Genomic DNA, 15,502 nt, shown 5'->3' on the forward strand with positions numbered 1-15,502 from the left:
GGAAGAAACCTCCTTTACCGATTATTTTTTCTTGTTAGCAACAGTTTTACGAGGACCTTTACGCGTACGCGCATTGTTCTTCGTATTTTGACCGCGAACAGGTAAACCTCTACGATGACGGATACCACGGAATGAACCGATTTCCATCAAGCGTTTAATGTTTAATGATACTTCACGGCGAAGGTCACCTTCTACCTTGAAAGCACCGATTGATTCACGAATTTTGTTCAATTCGTCTTCTGTAAGATCACGCACGCGTGCATCTTCAGCAACTCCTGCAGAAGCTAAAACTTTTTGTGCAGTTGTTTTACCAATCCCGAAAATATATGTTAATGAAATAACAACGCGTTTATCGCGCGGAATGTCAACACCAGCAATACGAGCCATGTGTGTCGTGCACCTCCTTCAAATTAGCCTTGTTTTTGTTTATGTTTAGGATTTTCACAGATTACCATTACTTTACCGCGTCGGCGAATAACTTTACATTTTTCGCAGATCGGTTTCACAGATGGTCTCACTTTCATCTAACCCAACCTCCTTAGTGGTCCGGAGTGCAAAAGATTATTTAAAACGGTATGTGATACGACCGCGAGTTAAATCGTAAGGAGAAAGTTCAATTGTGACTTTATCTCCAGGCAGGATGCGGATAAAGTGCATACGGATTTTGCCCGAAACATGCGCAAGAATCGTATGACCGTTTTCCAATTCTACCTTAAACATCGCGTTTGGCAAAGTCTCAACAACTGTACCTTCGACTTCAATTACATCGTCTTTCGCCATCAACCCTGTCTCCCTTCTGTATAAAAAATCAGGTTCTCATCATCAAATCAAACGGAATGTTCCGCAAATCGAAATCCAAGAAGGATTCTTTTCGTTTCAACATATGTTTGTTTTGCATGAGAGATGTTCGAAAGACACTCGTCAGGCTTCGCTTCTGGCAACCTACGGAGTAGACTGACCCGGGTGAACCTTGTCTCCCTCATGTAAACACGACCGCTCGGAATGCCTTGGATGAGTTCCACCATATCCGTTACACAGATGCTTCCACGAAACCCATTATACCTTGTCGGAAACAGAAATGCACGAAAGGACAAAGGGATCCTCTTAGACGCAACATTTACTATTTCGTTCTTTCGTATATCGGGCATAATTTGCTTTTGCAGCTCTAGAAATTAAATTCCGTTTACAAGCGTGCCGCTAGGTTCAGCTGCGGTTGCCCTCTAAAAGAGCGTTTAAATCAGCAAATACCTTATGAATGTCTTGCTGACCGTTAATATTTGTCAACACGCCTTTGTTGCCATAATAGTCAAGCAAAGGTTGTGTCTGTTTCATATTTACTTCCAGACGGTTTGTGACCGTTTCCGGATTATCATCCGCGCGCTGGTAAAGCTCGCCTCCATCTTTGTCACACACTCCATCTTTTTGAGGTGGATTGAAGACTAAATGATACGCAGTGCCACATTCTTTACAAATGCGACGACCAGTAAGGCGCTTAATCAACTCTTCTTGCTCAACTTGGATATTCAAAACGTGCTCAACGTCTTTGTTCATGTCTGCTAGAAGCGCATCAAGTGCTTCAGCTTGAGGAACAGTACGTGGAAACCCGTCCAATAAAAACCCTTTATCACAATCAGCTTTGCTTAATCTTTCACGAACGATTCCGATCGTTACTTCATCAGGTACCAAAGCACCTTGATCCATAAACGATTTGGCTTTTAGGCCTAGTTCCGTACCACCTTTGATAGCTGCGCGGAACATATCGCCTGTAGAAATATGAGGGATTGCGTACTTCTCAACAATTTTATCTGCTTGAGTGCCTTTACCTGCACCCGGCAAACCCATTAAAACGATATTCATACGTTTTGCCCCCTGCTACAATTTGCAGGTTAAAAGGAACGAAACCGTTCCTCTAAACCAAACATTATTTCATGAAGCCTTTGTAGTGGCGTTTCACTAGTTGAGCTTCTAGCTGTTTCATCGTTTCCAGTGCAACACCGACAACGATTAGCAAGCTTGTTCCACCGATTTGAGCAGAAGCTGGAAGACCAGCGAAATTAATGAACAAAATCGGCATGATTGCTACGATCGCAAGGAAGATCGCACCAACGAAAGTTAAACGATACAAAACTGTTGTTAAATAGTCTTGAGTGTTCTTTCCTGGACGAATACCTGGGATGTAAGCACCTTGCTTTTTCAAGTTATCGGCAACATTTTCAGGATTCACTTGAATGAACGCATAGAAATACGTAAATGCAATGATTAACGCTACATAGATGAGCATGCCCACCGGTTGAGAGTAATCAAATGTGTTCTGAATGAAATCTGTTACACGATTCTGTCCAAAGAAGGTTGAAAGTGTTTGTGGTGTAATGATAAACGCCACTGCGAAGATTACTGGAATAACACCAGCTGCATTCACTTTTAACGGTAAGTGTGTCTGTTGAGCACCAGTTGTGCCACGTCCAGCTACACGTTTTGCATACTGAATCGGAATTTTACGCAACGCTTGTTGAACGTAAATAACTCCTACAGTAATTGCAATAATCGCTAAAAGAAGAAGTGCCATAATCGCAATTTTGATAAATAATTGATCACCAGCGTCTTCAATTTGTGAAGCATAGATTTGGTTAGCAGCCCCTGGAATCGCAGCAACGATACCTGCAAAGATAATAATGGAAATTCCATTACCTACACCTTTAGCAGTGATCTGCTCAGATAACCAAAGAAGGAACGCAGTTCCACCTGTTAACACAATTGCTATAACAACATACGTTGAAATGCCATCGGCTTTAATTAAAGATCCGTCATACATACGGTTAAATCCGTATGACATTGCCATCGCCTGAATGAACGCTAACACGATTGTGAAGTAACGTGTGAACTGAGCAAGTTTACGTCTTCCGACTTCACCTTGTTTTGCCCACTCCGTAAACTTCGGTACAACATCCATTTGTAACAATTGTACAATGATGGATGCAGTGATGTACGGCATGATTCCCATTGCTAAAATCGAGAAATTAGCAAGGGCACCGCCACCAAATGTATTTAAGAAACCAATTAGACTGAATTGGTCAGTAGCTTGCAACACTTGAGCGTCAACGTTAGGTACCGGAATGAATGTTCCGAGACGGAAAACGATCAGCATCAACAGAGTGAAAATAATTTTATTTCTTATATCTCTAACGCGCATAAAGTTGGAGATTGTCTGAAACATTATACCACCTCTGTTTGTCCGCCCGCAGTCTCAATTGCTTCTTTTGCAGAAGCTGAGAACTTGTGAGCTTTCACAGTAAGCTTTTTATCAAGAGATCCGTTACCGAGAATCTTGATTCCAGCTTTTTCGCTGCTCACATAACCTGTTTCAATAAGCAATGCAGGTGTAACCTCTGTGCCTTCTTCGAAACGGTTTAATGTATCAAGGTTCACAATAGCGTACTCTTTACGATTAATGTTCGTAAAGCCGCGTTTTGGTAAGCGTCGGAACAATGGGTTTTGACCGCCTTCAAATCCTGGACGAACACCGCCGCCAGAACGAGCGTTTTGACCTTTATGACCTTTACCTGCAGTTTTACCATTACCAGAACCAATCCCGCGACCTTTACGCTTGCGCGTAGAACGAGATCCTTCTGCCGGTTTTAACTCATGCAGTTTCATATGTGTGGCACCTCCTTATTCTAAAGTACGTTTTATAGTTCCTTTACAGAAACTAAATGAGCTACTTTCCCAACCATCCCACGGATAGCCGCGTTGTCAGCATGCTCAACAGTTTGATGCATTTTACGTAAGCCAAGAGCTTCTACAGTTTTACGTTGATCTGGTTTAGAACCAATCACGCTTTTAGTGAGGGTAACTTGTAATTTTGCCATTGTCATTTCCCCCCTTAACCTAGTAACTCTTCAACTGATTTGCCGCGTAATTTAGCAACGTCCTCAGCACGTTTTAGTCCAGTTAAGCCATTGATTGTAGCACGTACCATGTTGATTGGCGTGTTAGAACCAAGAGATTTAGAAAGAATATCAGTAATACCAGCTAGCTCAAGTACTGCACGAACTGGACCACCAGCGATAACACCAGTACCAGGAGCAGCAGGCTTGATTAAGATTTCACCAGCGCCAAAGTTACCAATAATTAAATGTGGAGTAGTACCACGTACCATAGGCACTTCGATCAGGTTTTTCTTCGCATCTTCTACTGCTTTACGGATAGCATCAGGTACTTCTTGTGCTTTACCAGTACCGAATCCTACGTGGCCATTCTTGTCACCAACAACAACCAATGCAGTGAAGCGGAAACGACGTCCACCTTTTACAACTTTAGCTACGCGGTTAATAGTAACAACGCGTTCTTCAAGTTCAAGTTTGTTTGGATCAATGCGACGCATGAAATGTGTCCCTCCTTCTTATTAAAATTCTAAGCCATTTTCGCGAGCAGCTTCAGCTAAAGCTTTAACGCGTCCATGATATAAGTAACCGCCACGGTCGAATACAACAGATTTGATGTTTTTTTCCGTAGCACGTTTAGCGATTGATTCACCGATTGCGATTGCAGACTCTACATTACCTTTACCATCGAAATCTTTTTCCATAGTAGAAGCACTTACAAGTGTTACACCAGCAGTATCATCGATCAATTGCGCGTATAGATGTTTATTAGAACGGAATACGTTTAAACGAGGACGTTCAGCTGTACCCGTGATTTTAGAACGTACACGTGCATGACGTTTTTTACGAACTTGATTTTTATCTTGTTTCGTAATCACAGAGGTCACTCCTTTCTAATGCTTAGGCAGCATTATTTACCTGTTTTACCTTCTTTACGACGAACAACTTCGCCTTCATAACGAATACCTTTACCTTTATACGGCTCTGGTGGACGTGTTTGACGGATGTTAGATGCTAATGCACCAACGCGCTCTTTGTTAATTCCTTTGATGCTGATCTTAGTGTTTGTAGGAACTTCTACAACTAAGCCATCTTCAGGAGTAAATTCTACTGGATGAGAGAAACCAACGTTCAATACAAGTTTATTACCTTGTAGAGAAGCACGGTAACCAACACCAACTAACTCAAGGTTACGTTCGAACCCTTTAGATACACCTTCAACCATGTTTGCAAGCAAAGCACGAGTTGTACCGTGAATCGTACGGTGTTCTTTTGATTCAGAAGGACGTGTTAAAGTAACAACGTTTTCTTCTTTTTCGATTTTAATATCTGCATTAAAAGTACGAGTAAGCTCGCCTTTTGGACCTTTTACAGTAACTTCATTGTTTTGACCAATTGTTACAGTAACGTCAGCAGGAACCTCAATTGGTTTTTTACCTACACGAGACATTTATTTGCACCTCCATTCGTTTGTTGCTTTTTACCAAACGTAAGCTACGATTTCGCCGCCAACTTGTTTAGCGCGTGCTTCTTTATCAGTTAATAGACCATTAGAAGTTGAAACTAAAGCAATCCCAAGTCCATTTAATACTCTAGGTACTTCATTAGTTTTCGCATATACACGAAGACCAGGTTTTGAAATACGCTTTAAACCAGTAATAACGCGCTCGTTGTTTTGACCGTATTTCAAGAAAATGCGAATGATACCTTGTTTGCTATCTTCTACATATTCTACGTCACGAACAAAACCTTCACGTTTAAGGATCTCAGCGATCTCTTTTTTCATGTTTGAAGCAGGTACTTCCAGTTTTTCGTGGCGAACCATGTTCGCGTTACGAATACGTGTCAGCATATCTGCAATCGGATCTGTCATTGTCATTACATTAACCTCCTTCCCAGTTTAGGGGATTACCAGCTGGCTTTTTTCACGCCAGGAATTTGTCCCTTGTAAGCAAGTTCACGGAAACAAATACGGCAAAGTTTAAATTTACGTAAGACCGAATGCGGACGTCCGCAACGTTCACAACGTGTGTAAGCTTGTACATTATGCTTTGGCGTGCGCTTTTGTTTAGCGATCATTGATTTTTTAGCCACGTTTACGCCTCCCTTATGTTTACTTTTGGAACGGCATTCCGAATTGTGTTAGTAACTCACGAGCTTCTTCGTCAGAGTTCGCAGTTGTTACAATTACGATGTCCATACCGCGTACTTTAGACACTTTATCGTAGTCGATTTCAGGGAAGATCAATTGTTCTTTCACACCTAGTGTGTAGTTACCGCGACCGTCGAATGCTTTTTTAGAAACACCACGGAAGTCACGTACACGTGGAAGAGAGATAGCAATTAATTTGTCCAAGAATTCGTACATACGCTCACCGCGTAATGTTACTTTCGCGCCGATTGGCATACCTTCACGAAGACGGAAGCCAGCGATTGATTTCTTAGCTTTAGTTACAACAGGTTTTTGACCTGTGATAATAGTTAATTCTTCTACAGCAGCGTCAAGTGCTTTCGTGTTTTGAACAGCGTCACCAACACCCATGTTGATTACGATTTTATCCACTTGTGGCACTTGCATTACTGATTTATATTCAAACTTGCTCATTAGAGCAGGAGAAACTTCCTTAAGAAACTTTTCTTTTAGGCGGTTCATGTGTGTACCTCCCTTCTTCTTTTACTTATTTATCGACTTGTTCGCCAGATTTTTTTGCAACACGAACTTTTTTGCCATCTTCCACTTTATAACTTACGCGAGTCGGCTCGCCTGATTTAGGGTCGATTAACATAACGTTCGATACGTGAATTGATGCCTCTTGGCTGACAATTCCACCTTGTGGATTTGCCTGGTTTGGTTTCATGTGCTTTTTCACAAGATTCATACCTTCAACTAGTACACGGTCTTTCTTTGGAAAAGCAGCAATGATTGTACCAGTTTTGCCTTTTTCTTTCCCTGAGATCACCATAACTTTGTCGCCTTTTTTAACATGCATTCTGTCGCACCTCCTTGTTTAGCACTTTCGAGTTGATTAAAGAACTTCCGGAGCTAAAGATACGATTTTCATGAAGCTATTGTCACGTAATTCACGTGCAACAGGTCCGAAAATACGAGTTCCGCGCGGCCCTTTATCGTCACGAATGATAACGCATGCGTTTTCATCGAATTTGATATAAGTACCGTCTTTACGGCGTACACCGCTTTTAGTGCGAACGATAACAGCTTTAACGACGTCACCCTTCTTGACAACGCCACCTGGTGTTGCTTTCTTAACTGTACACACGACGATATCGCCGATGTTAGCAGTCTTACGACCAGAACCACCAAGAACTTTAATAGTTAAAACTTCACGTGCACCTGAGTTGTCAGCAACTTTCATACGACTCTCTTGTTGGATCACTTAGGTAACCTCCTCTCGGAATTTGGTCTGTTCCGAAATTTCTATTTAGATAATAACCGCTTTTTCTACAACTTCCACTAGGCGGAAACGTTTTGTAGCAGACAACGGACGAGTTTCCATGATACGAACTACGTCGCCTAATTTAGCTTCGTTTTGCTCATCATGCGCCTTGAACTTTTTAGAGTACTTAACACGTTTACCGTAAAGCTTATGCTTTTTGTATGTTTCAACCATAACAGTTACAGTTTTGTCCATTTTGTCAGAAACAACACGGCCCGTGTATACTTTGCGTTGGTTACGCTCAGTCATGCTCGAAAACCTCCTTTATCAGTTATTTGCACTGATTTCTCTTTCACGAATCACAGTTTTCATACGCGCAATAGCTTTACGTACTTGGCTAATGCGTGCTGTGTTTTCTAATTGACCAGTCGCCAATTGGAAGCGAAGGTTGAAAAGCTCTTCTTTCAGTGATTTCACTTTTTGTTCGATTTCTGCAGTGGTAAGGTCACGGAGTTCATTAGCTTTCATTAGATTCACCACCAATTTCTTCACGTTTTACGATTTTACATTTCACAGGAAGCTTATGTGATGCAAGTCGAAGTGCTTCGCGTGCTACCTCTTCAGAGACACCAGCGATTTCGAACATGATCTTTCCTGGTTTAACTACCGCTACCCAACCTTCAGGAGAACCTTTACCGGAACCCATTCGAACCTCAAGAGGCTTTTTAGTGTAAGGTTTATGTGGGAAAATTTTAATCCATACTTTACCGCCACGTTTCATGTAACGTGTCATTGCAATACGAGAAGATTCGATTTGACGGTTAGTGATCCAGCTAGCTTCAACAGCTTGTAAGCCGAATTCACCGAAAGTGATTTCTTTACCGCCTTTCGCTTCTCCGCGCATTTTTCCGCGGTGTTCGCGACGATATTTAACGCGTTTAGGCATTAACATATTATTTGCCTCCTTCCACAGATTTCTTCTTAACTGGAAGGACTTCACCACGATAGATCCAAACTTTAACACCTAGCTTACCATAAGTTGTGTCAGCTTCAGCGTGTGCATAATCAATGTCAGCACGTAAAGTATGAAGTGGTACAGTTCCTTCACTGTAGTGTTCAGCACGCGCGATGTCAGCGCCGCCTAGACGTCCAGATACTTGAGTCTTAATACCTTTAGCGCCAGCACGCATAGTGCGTTGTAATGATTGCTTTTGTGCACGACGGAAAGATACGCGGTTTTCTAATTGACGCGCAATGTTTTCAGCAACTAATTTTGCATCTAGATCCGCACGTTTGATTTCAACGATGTTGATATGAACACGCTTGCCAGTAGTAGCAGTTAGGTTTTTACGAAGTGCTTCCACTTCAGTACCACCTTTACCAATAACCATACCTGGTTTCGCAGTGTGAATTGTAATGTTAACACGGTTTGCAGCGCGCTCGATTTCAACTTTAGAAACAGAAGCCTCTTTCAAACGTGTTTCGATGTAGCCACGAATTTTTAAATCTTCGTGAAGAAGAGTTGCATAGTCTTTTTCTGCGTACCATTTTGACTCCCAGTCACGAATAATGCCGATACGTAATCCTATTGGATGTACTTTTTGACCCACGAATTATCCCTCCTTCTTCTCAGATACCACGATTGTAATGTGGCTTGTGCGTTTGTTAATCGCGCTTGCACGCCCCATTGCACGTGGACGGAAACGTTTTAATGTTGGACCTTCGTCAACAAAAACTTCAGAAATAACTAGTTTATTTACATCTAAATCATAGTTGTGCTCAGCGTTTGCAACCGCAGATTTCAACACCTTTTCAACAACAGGTGATGCCGCCTTAGGAGTAAGGCGCAAAATCGCAACTGCTTCACCGATTTGCTTGCCTCGGATTAAATCAACGACTAATCGTACTTTACGAGGGGCAATACGCACTGTTTTAGCAATAGCTTTAGCTTGCATCAGGATATCCTCCTCTCAATTAGCGTCTTGTTTTCTTATCGTCATTGCCATGGCCTTTATACGCACGTGTTGGTGCGAATTCGCCCAATTTGTGCCCTACCATATCTTCAGTCACATATACAGGAACGTGTTTACGTCCATCATATACTGCGATCGTTAATCCGATAAAAGTCGGGAAAATTGTTGAACGGCGAGACCAAGTTTTGATCACTTGTTTTTTCTCAGAATCCTTTTGTGCGTCAACCTTCTTCATAAGATGGTCATCAACAAAAGGTCCTTTTTTCAAGCTACGACCCATTTTGGAACCTCCCTCAGTGATCTCGCTACGGCTCTCTGTTGGAACCGCAGAAGAATCACATTATTTTTTACGACGACGAATGATAAGTTTGTCGGATTTGTTTTTCTTTTTACGAGTTTTGTAACCAAGAGTTGGTTTACCCCAAGGAGTCATTGGTGATTTACGTCCGATTGGAGAGCGTCCTTCACCACCACCGTGTGGGTGATCGTTCGGGTTCATTACAGATCCACGTACAGTTGGGCGTTTACCTAACCAACGGTTACGACCTGCTTTACCAATGTTGATTAACTCATGTTGTTCATTACCAACTTGACCAATTGTAGCACGGCAAGTTCCTAAAATCATGCGAACTTCACCAGATTGAAGACGAATAATTACGTACTTATCTTCTTTACCAAGTACTTGCGCAGAAGTACCAGCAGAACGTACTAATTGTCCACCTTTACCAGGCTTCATTTCGATGTTATGGATTGTAGAACCCATAGGGATGTTTTGTAATGGTAATGCGTTACCTACTTTGATATCAGCTTCTGGACCTGACAAGATAGTCATGCCAACTTCTAAGCCTTTAGGTGCTAGGATGTAACGTTTTTCACCGTCTAAGTAGTTAATTAATGCGATATTCGCAGAGCGGTTTGGATCATACTCAATAGTAGCAACGCGTCCTGGAATGCCATCTTTAAATCGTTTGAAATCGATGACACGGTATTGACGCTTATGGCCGCCACCATGATGACGAACAGTTAACTTACCTTGGTTATTACGGCCGCCTTTACGTTTGACAGGCTCAAGCAATGATTTCTCAGGCTTGTTTGTCGTGATTTCAGCGAAATCAGAAGCTGTCATGTTACGTCGACCATTGGAGGTAGGTTTGTACTTTTTAATCGCCATGTTTATTCCCTCCTTCTTGTTAGTTCAATTTAAATCCTGTATGGATTAAACTTCGAATAATTCGATGTCTTTGCTATCAGCAGTCAACTTAACAATTGCTTTACGGCGTTTGTTAGTGTATCCACCGAATTTACCAACGCGTTTGAATTTACCTTTGTAGTTCATGATGTTAACTTTCTCAACATCTACTCCAAAGATTTCTTCGATTGCGTGTTTAACTTGAGTTTTGTTGGCGCGAGTGTCCACTAAGAAAGTGTACTTTTTCTCTTCCATGATTTCAGAAGAACGCTCGGTAATGACCGGACGTTTAATAATATCACGTGCTTCCATTATCCAAGCACCTCCTCGATTTTTTCTACTGCAGCTTTTGTCACAACAATTTTGTCATGTCCAAGCAAGTCAAGAACATTAATGCCTGTTGCTGTTACGACTGTTACTCCTGGGATGTTACGAGCAGATAATGCTAAGTTTTCATCAAGTTCAGCTGTAACGAACAAAGCTTTTTTCTCGATAGAAAGGTCTTTCAACACTTTCAAGAAATCTTTTGTTTTTGGTGCGTTGAAAGCTAAGCCTTCAAGTACTACGAAATTCTCTTCTAACACTTTTGCAGATAGAGCAGAACGTAGAGCTAAACGACGAACTTTCTTCGGTAATTTGTAGCTATAGCTACGTGGAACTGGACCGAATACAACACCACCGCCACGCCATTGTGGAGAACGAATCGAACCTTGACGAGCACGACCTGTTCCTTTTTGTTTCCATGGCTTACGACCACCACCAGCAACTTCAGAACGGTTTTTAACTTTATGATTACCTTGACGAAGTGACGCACGTTGAGCGACTACAGCATCAAATAATACATTACTGTTTGGCGCGATTCCGAAAACCGCATCGTTTAATTCGATTTCACCAACAGATGAACCTGTTTGGTTAAGTAAAGATACCTTTGGCATTCCTGTTTCCTCCTTCCTCTATATAATTAGTTAGCTTTGATAGCAGTTTTAACTACTACTAATGCTTTACGAGAACCAGGAACATTACCTTTAACAAGTAGCAAGTTACGATCAGCATCAACTTTTACGATTTCTAAGTTTTGGATCGTTACCATAGTGCCACCCATTTGACCAGGTAATTTCTTTTGTTTGAATACGCGGTTCGGAGCAACAGGCCCCATTGAACCAGGACGACGGTGGTAACGAGATCCGTGAGCCATAGGTCCGCGAGATTGTCCGTGGCGTTTAATAACACCTTGGAAACCTTTACCTTTTGTCACACCAGATACATCTACTACATCGCCTTCTGCGAAACTTTCAACTTTGACTTCTTGACCAACCTCGTACTCAGCAATATTCAAGCCGCGGAATTCACGGATGAAGCGCTTAGGAGCAGTGCTAGCTTTTGCTACGTGTCCTTTAGCAGGTTTGTTAGAAAGCTTTTCACGCTTATCTTCAAAACCTAATTGGATCGCTTCATAGCCGTCTGTTTCAACTGATTTCTTTTGAAGCACTACGTTTGGAGCAGCTTCAATTACAGTTACAGGGATTAAGTCACCGTTCTCAGCAAATACTTGCGTCATACCGATTTTTCTACCTAAGATTCCTTTGGTCATTTGTCACACCTCCTACAGTAATTGTGTTTAGTTCTATTTGTTGTTTACCATTAAAGTTTGATTTCAATATCAACGCCAGATGGTAAGTCAAGCTTCATTAACGCATCAACAGTTTGTGGTGTTGGGTTAACGATATCGATCAGACGTTTATGCGTACGCATTTCGAATTGTTCACGAGAATCTTTGTACTTGTGAACCGCACGAAGAATTGTGTACACAGACTTCTCAGTTGGAAGTGGAATCGGACCTGATACACTTGCACCTGAACGCTTTGCAGTTTCCACAATTTTTTCAGCAGACTGATCAAGAATTCGGTGATCATACGCTTTCAAACGGATACGAATTTTTTGTTTTGCCATTATTTTCCCTCCTTTTCGCCTAATTACTAGACATTCTCAACGAAAATTTTCTAACCACCCGCCATGGCAAAGCGGCCGGGTGTGTCAGTAACCTCTCGCATCATCGCAGTCAAAGACCAACATTAAATAGTATACATAAAGAAAAAGAATTCCGCAAGTGTTTTAACGAAACTCTTTTAATCTTTACTCATTGTATGATGAAACACTGTTTCTTTCAATAGCTTAAGAAATAGTCCGAACATTAAGTTCTTGCTTTTAAAGAACCATAACTGCAATCCATCCGAATACCAATAGCGGAATGTTGTAATGAATGAACGTAGGTACGCATGTATCCCAGATGTGATTGTGCTGACCATCTACGTTTAATCCTGAAGTCGGTCCGAGCGTACTGTCTGATGCTGGCGATCCTGCGTCTCCAAGAGCACCAGCTGTACCAATCAATGCAATGATTGCTAGCGGACTAAAACCAAACTCTATAGCAAGTGGAACGAAAATGGCAGTAATAATTGGAATCGTCGCGAACGAAGAACCAATTCCCATTGTAATCAACAATCCAATGACGAGCATGAGCATAGCTGCAAGCGCTTTGTTACCTTCTAATAATGCAGAAGCACTTCCGACCATTGATTCAATATCTCCAGTAGCTTGAATGACAGATGCAAATCCATTTGCAGTAATCATAACAAAACCGATGAATGCCATCATGCGCATACCTTCTGTCAGAAGGAAGTCGGCTTCTTTCCACTTGAGCACTCCCGAAACATAGAGTGTCAGAATTCCAGCAAGCGCTCCAATAATCATTGACTCCGTTTGAATTTGTGCCACGAGAGCAGCGATTAAAGCAAAGATAGTAAAGACAATATCTTTTTTCTTCACAAGAATTGTTTGTGTTGCTTCTATTGTAATATCTCGTTCATACTCTCTTGGTTTTCTATAAGAAAAGAATACGGCAATTAATAGACCGACAACAAGTCCTCCTGTTGGAATTAACATTGCATACGGAATATCTTTCATATTGATCGCAAGACCTGCAGCTTCCATTTGTGTAGCGATGATTTCATGGAAGATAAAACCGAAACCATATGGCAATAAAATGTATGGCGCAGTTAAACCAAACGTCAGTACAGAAGCGATGAGACGTCGATCAAGTTTAAGCAAATTCATCACATGGATAATGGGTGGTACAAGCAAAGGAATAAAAGCAATGTGAATCGGAATTAAATTCTGAGAGAACACAGCCATTAGAAGCAACGCCAATATGATAAGCGTTTTAGCTAATGCAGTTTTCTCTGTCTCTCCATCTTTTTTAATTAACTTCAGAATACTGGCAACAAGCAGTTCCGGAATCCCTGTCTTCGAAATAGCGACGGCAAATCCGCCAAGTAGAGCGTAGCTTAAAGCAATGGAAGCTCCTCCACCCAATCCGTCTGTAAAGGCGGTAATTGTATCCGTCATGGATAATCCACCTGCTAGACCTCCTGAAATGGCCCCTACAAGCAACGCAAACACAACGTTCACTCGCAATAAACTAAGTAGCAACATGACTGCTACAGCGATTAATACTGCATTCATATATTAAACTCTCCTTATACTTTAGTTCACTAGTGTATTAGAACAACAGACTAAAGGATATCAAATTGTTTTAAAAAAGTCAACAATTCGCTTGCGTAAGATCATTCAATAGAATTTTATATGAGCTTGTTAAAGTTTTTTGTTTATTGCACATTGCGCTTGTAGCATCATCCAATATGTATGAATGGCTTACACTTAACACTCTTGCGGCATGTAAAATGCAAACGTTCACTTTTAGTTCTTCCATATCAATATCTTAAATAGAACTTACTAAAACAAAAAAACCTTGCCAGCGTCCCGGCAAGGTTTTTGAAAAGGTTTAATTATTTAGTGATAGTAGCAACTACGCCAGCACCAACAGTACGTCCACCCTCACGGATAGAGAACTTAGTACCTTCTTCAAGCGCGATTGGAGCGATAAGAGCAACAGTCATTTCGATGTTGTCTCCAGGCATAACCATTTCAACGCCTTCAGGTAAGTTACAGATACCAGTTACGTCAGTTGTACGGAAGTAGAACTGAGGACGGTAGTTAGTGAAGAATGGAGTGTGACGTCCACCTTCTTCTTTTGATAAAACATAAACTTCTGCTTTGAATTCAGTATGTGGAGTGATTGAACCTGGTTTAGCCAATACTTGTCCACGTTGGATATCTTCACGAGCTACTCCACGAAGAAGAGCACCGATGTTGTCACCAGCTTCTGCATAGTCAAGAAGTTTACGGAACATTTCAACGCCAGTTACTGTAGTTGCTTTCGGCTCTTCAACGATACCGATGATGTCAACAACGTCACCAACTTTAACTTGTCCACGCTCAACACGACCAGTTGCAACTGTACCACGACCTGTGATTGAGAATACATCCTCAACAGGCATCATGAATGGTTTGTCAGTTTGACGTGCTGGAGTTGGGATATAAGAGTCAACAGCGTCCATTAATTCAACGATTTTCTCTTCCCAATCAGCTTCGCCTTCTAATGCTTTAAGAGCTGAACCTTTGATTACTGGAATGTCGTCGCCAGGGAAGTCATAGTCAGAAAGAAGATCACGAACTTCCATTTCTACTAATTCAAGTAACTCTTCGTCGTCTACCATGTCACATTTGTTCATGAAGACTACTAAGTAAGGAACACCAACTTGACGTGAAAGAAGGATGTGCTCACGAGTTTGTGGCATTGGGCCGTCAGCAGCAGATACTACTAAGATCCCGCCGTCCATTTGTGCAGCACCAGTGATCATGTTTTTAACATAATCGGCATGTCCTGGGCAGTCAACGTGTGCATAGTGACGAGCAGCAGTTTCATACTCAACGTGAGAAGTGTTGATTGTGATTCCGCGCTCTTTTTCTTCAGGAGCGTTATCGATTTGTGCATAGCTCATTGCAGTACCACCAGAACGTTTTGCAAGAACTGTTGCGATTGCAGCTGTTAAAGTTGTTTTACCATGGTCAACGTGACCGATTGTACCAATGTTAGCATGTGTTTTAGAACGATCGAATTTAGCTTTTGCCATTAGGGATGTCCTCCTCAAAATTTAAATGAAT

28 protein-coding genes are annotated in these 15,502 nt (G+C 41.6%); all 28 read right to left on the bottom strand.

Translation table 11 applies throughout. The annotated features are described in order from the left end of the window. Positions 1-21: 21 nt before the first annotated feature. The 28 genes from rpsM to tuf all read right to left on the bottom strand — a co-directional run bounded on the left by rpsM (position 22) and on the right by tuf (position 15,471). Positions 22-387 (bottom strand): 30S ribosomal protein S13, encoded by a 366-nt coding sequence (rpsM, locus tag ACQKEV_RS15520; RefSeq protein WP_424471802.1) that lies wholly within the window; start codon positions 385-387, stop codon positions 22-24. 23 nt (positions 388-410) lie between these two features. Next, positions 411-524, bottom strand: coding sequence for a 50S ribosomal protein L36 (gene rpmJ / locus ACQKEV_RS15525; protein ID WP_000868344.1), 114 nt, complete (start codon positions 522-524; stop codon positions 411-413). A 37-nt stretch (positions 525-561) separates the two neighbouring features. Further along, entirely contained in the window at positions 562-780 is a 219-nt protein-coding gene (gene infA / locus ACQKEV_RS15530; protein ID WP_016429904.1) for a translation initiation factor IF-1, read from the bottom strand. A gap of 423 nt (positions 781-1,203) precedes the next feature. Continuing rightward, a complete protein-coding gene (locus ACQKEV_RS15535; protein WP_269926754.1) occupies positions 1,204-1,857 on the bottom strand; it encodes an adenylate kinase in 654 nt (217 codons plus the stop codon). A 64-nt stretch (positions 1,858-1,921) separates the two neighbouring features. Continuing rightward, complete coding sequence (secY, locus tag ACQKEV_RS15540; protein WP_269926753.1) at positions 1,922-3,214, bottom strand: preprotein translocase subunit SecY; 1,293 nt, start codon at positions 3,212-3,214, stop codon at positions 1,922-1,924. Beyond that, the gene (gene rplO, locus ACQKEV_RS15545) at positions 3,214-3,654 is read right to left on the bottom strand and encodes a 50S ribosomal protein L15 (RefSeq protein WP_269926752.1); all 441 of its coding nucleotides are present in this window, start codon (positions 3,652-3,654) and stop codon (positions 3,214-3,216) included. Before rplO ends, secY begins: the two co-directional genes overlap by 1 nt. Before the next feature lie 32 nt (positions 3,655-3,686). Next, on the bottom strand, positions 3,687-3,866 hold the full coding sequence (gene rpmD / locus ACQKEV_RS15550; protein WP_016429900.1) for a 50S ribosomal protein L30: 180 nt from the start codon (positions 3,864-3,866) through the stop codon (positions 3,687-3,689). 14 nt (positions 3,867-3,880) lie between these two features. Further along, positions 3,881-4,381, bottom strand: a complete 501-nt coding sequence (gene rpsE, locus ACQKEV_RS15555; RefSeq protein WP_016429899.1) for a 30S ribosomal protein S5 — start codon at positions 4,379-4,381, stop codon at positions 3,881-3,883. Between the two features lie 21 nt (positions 4,382-4,402). Next, the gene (rplR, locus tag ACQKEV_RS15560; RefSeq protein ID WP_016429898.1) at positions 4,403-4,759 is read right to left on the bottom strand and encodes a 50S ribosomal protein L18; all 357 of its coding nucleotides are present in this window, start codon (positions 4,757-4,759) and stop codon (positions 4,403-4,405) included. A gap of 32 nt (positions 4,760-4,791) precedes the next feature. Beyond that, positions 4,792-5,331, bottom strand: a complete 540-nt coding sequence (gene rplF, locus ACQKEV_RS15565; protein ID WP_427447444.1) for a 50S ribosomal protein L6 — start codon at positions 5,329-5,331, stop codon at positions 4,792-4,794. Between the two features lie 30 nt (positions 5,332-5,361). After that, positions 5,362-5,760 carry a 30S ribosomal protein S8 gene (gene rpsH / locus ACQKEV_RS15570; RefSeq protein ID WP_016429896.1) on the bottom strand — a complete coding sequence of 133 codons (399 nt, stop codon included), beginning with the start codon at positions 5,758-5,760 and terminating at the stop codon, positions 5,362-5,364. 29 nt (positions 5,761-5,789) lie between these two features. Then, positions 5,790-5,975: a type Z 30S ribosomal protein S14 gene (locus ACQKEV_RS15575; protein WP_016429895.1), complete on the bottom strand. Its 186-nt coding sequence runs from the start codon at positions 5,973-5,975 to the stop codon at positions 5,790-5,792. A 19-nt stretch (positions 5,976-5,994) separates the two neighbouring features. Continuing rightward, positions 5,995-6,534, bottom strand: a complete 540-nt coding sequence (gene rplE, locus ACQKEV_RS15580) for a 50S ribosomal protein L5 (RefSeq protein WP_016429894.1) — start codon at positions 6,532-6,534, stop codon at positions 5,995-5,997. 25 nt (positions 6,535-6,559) lie between these two features. Then, positions 6,560-6,871, bottom strand: a complete 312-nt coding sequence (gene rplX, locus ACQKEV_RS15585; RefSeq protein ID WP_427447446.1) for a 50S ribosomal protein L24 — start codon at positions 6,869-6,871, stop codon at positions 6,560-6,562. 36 nt (positions 6,872-6,907) lie between these two features. Then, positions 6,908-7,276 carry a 50S ribosomal protein L14 gene (gene rplN, locus ACQKEV_RS15590; protein WP_016429892.1) on the bottom strand — a complete coding sequence of 123 codons (369 nt, stop codon included), beginning with the start codon at positions 7,274-7,276 and terminating at the stop codon, positions 6,908-6,910. 45 nt (positions 7,277-7,321) lie between these two features. Continuing rightward, a complete protein-coding gene (gene rpsQ / locus ACQKEV_RS15595) occupies positions 7,322-7,585 on the bottom strand; it encodes a 30S ribosomal protein S17 (RefSeq protein ID WP_016429891.1) in 264 nt (87 codons plus the stop codon). Between the two features lie 18 nt (positions 7,586-7,603). Beyond that, on the bottom strand, positions 7,604-7,804 hold the full coding sequence (rpmC, locus tag ACQKEV_RS15600; RefSeq protein ID WP_016429890.1) for a 50S ribosomal protein L29: 201 nt from the start codon (positions 7,802-7,804) through the stop codon (positions 7,604-7,606). Then, positions 7,794-8,228, bottom strand: a complete 435-nt coding sequence (gene rplP, locus ACQKEV_RS15605) for a 50S ribosomal protein L16 (protein WP_016429889.1) — start codon at positions 8,226-8,228, stop codon at positions 7,794-7,796. Before rplP ends, rpmC begins: the two co-directional genes overlap by 11 nt. A gap of 1 nt (position 8,229) precedes the next feature. Next, positions 8,230-8,886, bottom strand: coding sequence for a 30S ribosomal protein S3 (rpsC, locus tag ACQKEV_RS15610; protein WP_427447449.1), 657 nt, complete (start codon positions 8,884-8,886; stop codon positions 8,230-8,232). A 3-nt stretch (positions 8,887-8,889) separates the two neighbouring features. Continuing rightward, a complete protein-coding gene (rplV, locus tag ACQKEV_RS15615; protein WP_016429887.1) occupies positions 8,890-9,231 on the bottom strand; it encodes a 50S ribosomal protein L22 in 342 nt (113 codons plus the stop codon). Positions 9,232-9,250: 19 nt separating this feature from the next. Next, positions 9,251-9,529, bottom strand: coding sequence for a 30S ribosomal protein S19 (rpsS, locus tag ACQKEV_RS15620; protein WP_016429886.1), 279 nt, complete (start codon positions 9,527-9,529; stop codon positions 9,251-9,253). Positions 9,530-9,589: 60 nt separating this feature from the next. Continuing rightward, the gene (rplB, locus tag ACQKEV_RS15625; RefSeq protein ID WP_427447452.1) at positions 9,590-10,420 is read right to left on the bottom strand and encodes a 50S ribosomal protein L2; all 831 of its coding nucleotides are present in this window, start codon (positions 10,418-10,420) and stop codon (positions 9,590-9,592) included. Between the two features lie 45 nt (positions 10,421-10,465). Next, a complete protein-coding gene (rplW, locus tag ACQKEV_RS15630; protein WP_016429884.1) occupies positions 10,466-10,750 on the bottom strand; it encodes a 50S ribosomal protein L23 in 285 nt (94 codons plus the stop codon). Continuing rightward, complete coding sequence (gene rplD / locus ACQKEV_RS15635) at positions 10,750-11,373, bottom strand: 50S ribosomal protein L4 (RefSeq protein ID WP_427447454.1); 624 nt, start codon at positions 11,371-11,373, stop codon at positions 10,750-10,752. The genes rplW and rplD overlap by 1 nt, the downstream gene beginning before the upstream one ends. A gap of 26 nt (positions 11,374-11,399) precedes the next feature. Continuing rightward, a complete protein-coding gene (gene rplC / locus ACQKEV_RS15640) occupies positions 11,400-12,029 on the bottom strand; it encodes a 50S ribosomal protein L3 (protein ID WP_427447455.1) in 630 nt (209 codons plus the stop codon). A 50-nt stretch (positions 12,030-12,079) separates the two neighbouring features. Continuing rightward, positions 12,080-12,388: a 30S ribosomal protein S10 gene (gene rpsJ, locus ACQKEV_RS15645; RefSeq protein ID WP_004233624.1), complete on the bottom strand. Its 309-nt coding sequence runs from the start codon at positions 12,386-12,388 to the stop codon at positions 12,080-12,082. Positions 12,389-12,643: 255 nt separating this feature from the next. After that, positions 12,644-13,960 carry a Na+/H+ antiporter family protein gene (locus ACQKEV_RS15650; RefSeq protein ID WP_427447457.1) on the bottom strand — a complete coding sequence of 439 codons (1,317 nt, stop codon included), beginning with the start codon at positions 13,958-13,960 and terminating at the stop codon, positions 12,644-12,646. A 323-nt stretch (positions 13,961-14,283) separates the two neighbouring features. Then, positions 14,284-15,471 (bottom strand): elongation factor Tu, encoded by a 1,188-nt coding sequence (gene tuf / locus ACQKEV_RS15655; RefSeq protein WP_427447459.1) that lies wholly within the window; start codon positions 15,469-15,471, stop codon positions 14,284-14,286. Positions 15,472-15,502 lie beyond the last annotated feature (31 nt).

Source organism: Paenisporosarcina sp. NPDC076907 (assembly GCF_050269735.1).
Lineage (GTDB): Bacteria > Bacillota > Bacilli > Bacillales_A > Planococcaceae > Paenisporosarcina.

What these genes read in the sequence shown, in the direction of transcription:
- tuf (WP_427447459.1), bottom strand. Translation starts at nt 15,471, where the DNA reads ATGGCAAAAGCTAAATTCGATCGTTCTAAAACACATGCTAACATTGGT.
- rpsH (WP_016429896.1), bottom strand. Translation starts at nt 5,760, where the DNA reads ATGACAATGACAGATCCGATTGCAGATATGCTGACACGTATTCGTAAC.
- rplF (WP_427447444.1), bottom strand. Translation starts at nt 5,331, where the DNA reads ATGTCTCGTGTAGGTAAAAAACCAATTGAGGTTCCTGCTGACGTTACT.
- rpsE (WP_016429899.1), bottom strand. Translation starts at nt 4,381, where the DNA reads ATGCGTCGCATTGATCCAAACAAACTTGAACTTGAAGAACGCGTTGTT.
- ACQKEV_RS15650 (WP_427447457.1), bottom strand. Translation starts at nt 13,960, where the DNA reads ATGAATGCAGTATTAATCGCTGTAGCAGTCATGTTGCTACTTAGTTTA.
- secY (WP_269926753.1), bottom strand. Translation starts at nt 3,214, where the DNA reads ATGTTTCAGACAATCTCCAACTTTATGCGCGTTAGAGATATAAGAAAT.
- rplV (WP_016429887.1), bottom strand. Translation starts at nt 9,231, where the DNA reads ATGCAAGCTAAAGCTATTGCTAAAACAGTGCGTATTGCCCCTCGTAAA.
- infA (WP_016429904.1), bottom strand. Translation starts at nt 780, where the DNA reads ATGGCGAAAGACGATGTAATTGAAGTCGAAGGTACAGTTGTTGAGACT.
- ACQKEV_RS15535 (WP_269926754.1), bottom strand. Translation starts at nt 1,857, where the DNA reads ATGAATATCGTTTTAATGGGTTTGCCGGGTGCAGGTAAAGGCACTCAA.
- rplB (WP_427447452.1), bottom strand. Translation starts at nt 10,420, where the DNA reads ATGGCGATTAAAAAGTACAAACCTACCTCCAATGGTCGACGTAACATG.
- rpmJ (WP_000868344.1), bottom strand. Translation starts at nt 524, where the DNA reads ATGAAAGTGAGACCATCTGTGAAACCGATCTGCGAAAAATGTAAAGTT.
- rplE (WP_016429894.1), bottom strand. Translation starts at nt 6,534, where the DNA reads ATGAACCGCCTAAAAGAAAAGTTTCTTAAGGAAGTTTCTCCTGCTCTA.
- rpmD (WP_016429900.1), bottom strand. Translation starts at nt 3,866, where the DNA reads ATGGCAAAATTACAAGTTACCCTCACTAAAAGCGTGATTGGTTCTAAA.
- rplW (WP_016429884.1), bottom strand. Translation starts at nt 10,750, where the DNA reads ATGGAAGCACGTGATATTATTAAACGTCCGGTCATTACCGAGCGTTCT.
- rpsJ (WP_004233624.1), bottom strand. Translation starts at nt 12,388, where the DNA reads ATGGCAAAACAAAAAATTCGTATCCGTTTGAAAGCGTATGATCACCGA.
- rpsM (WP_424471802.1), bottom strand. Translation starts at nt 387, where the DNA reads ATGGCTCGTATTGCTGGTGTTGACATTCCGCGCGATAAACGCGTTGTT.
- rplD (WP_427447454.1), bottom strand. Translation starts at nt 11,373, where the DNA reads ATGCCAAAGGTATCTTTACTTAACCAAACAGGTTCATCTGTTGGTGAA.
- rplO (WP_269926752.1), bottom strand. Translation starts at nt 3,654, where the DNA reads ATGAAACTGCATGAGTTAAAACCGGCAGAAGGATCTCGTTCTACGCGC.
- rplP (WP_016429889.1), bottom strand. Translation starts at nt 8,228, where the DNA reads ATGTTAATGCCTAAACGCGTTAAATATCGTCGCGAACACCGCGGAAAA.
- rpmC (WP_016429890.1), bottom strand. Translation starts at nt 7,804, where the DNA reads ATGAAAGCTAATGAACTCCGTGACCTTACCACTGCAGAAATCGAACAA.
- rpsS (WP_016429886.1), bottom strand. Translation starts at nt 9,529, where the DNA reads ATGGGTCGTAGCTTGAAAAAAGGACCTTTTGTTGATGACCATCTTATG.
- rplX (WP_427447446.1), bottom strand. Translation starts at nt 6,871, where the DNA reads ATGCATGTTAAAAAAGGCGACAAAGTTATGGTGATCTCAGGGAAAGAA.
- rplC (WP_427447455.1), bottom strand. Translation starts at nt 12,029, where the DNA reads ATGACCAAAGGAATCTTAGGTAGAAAAATCGGTATGACGCAAGTATTT.
- rpsQ (WP_016429891.1), bottom strand. Translation starts at nt 7,585, where the DNA reads ATGACTGAGCGTAACCAACGCAAAGTATACACGGGCCGTGTTGTTTCT.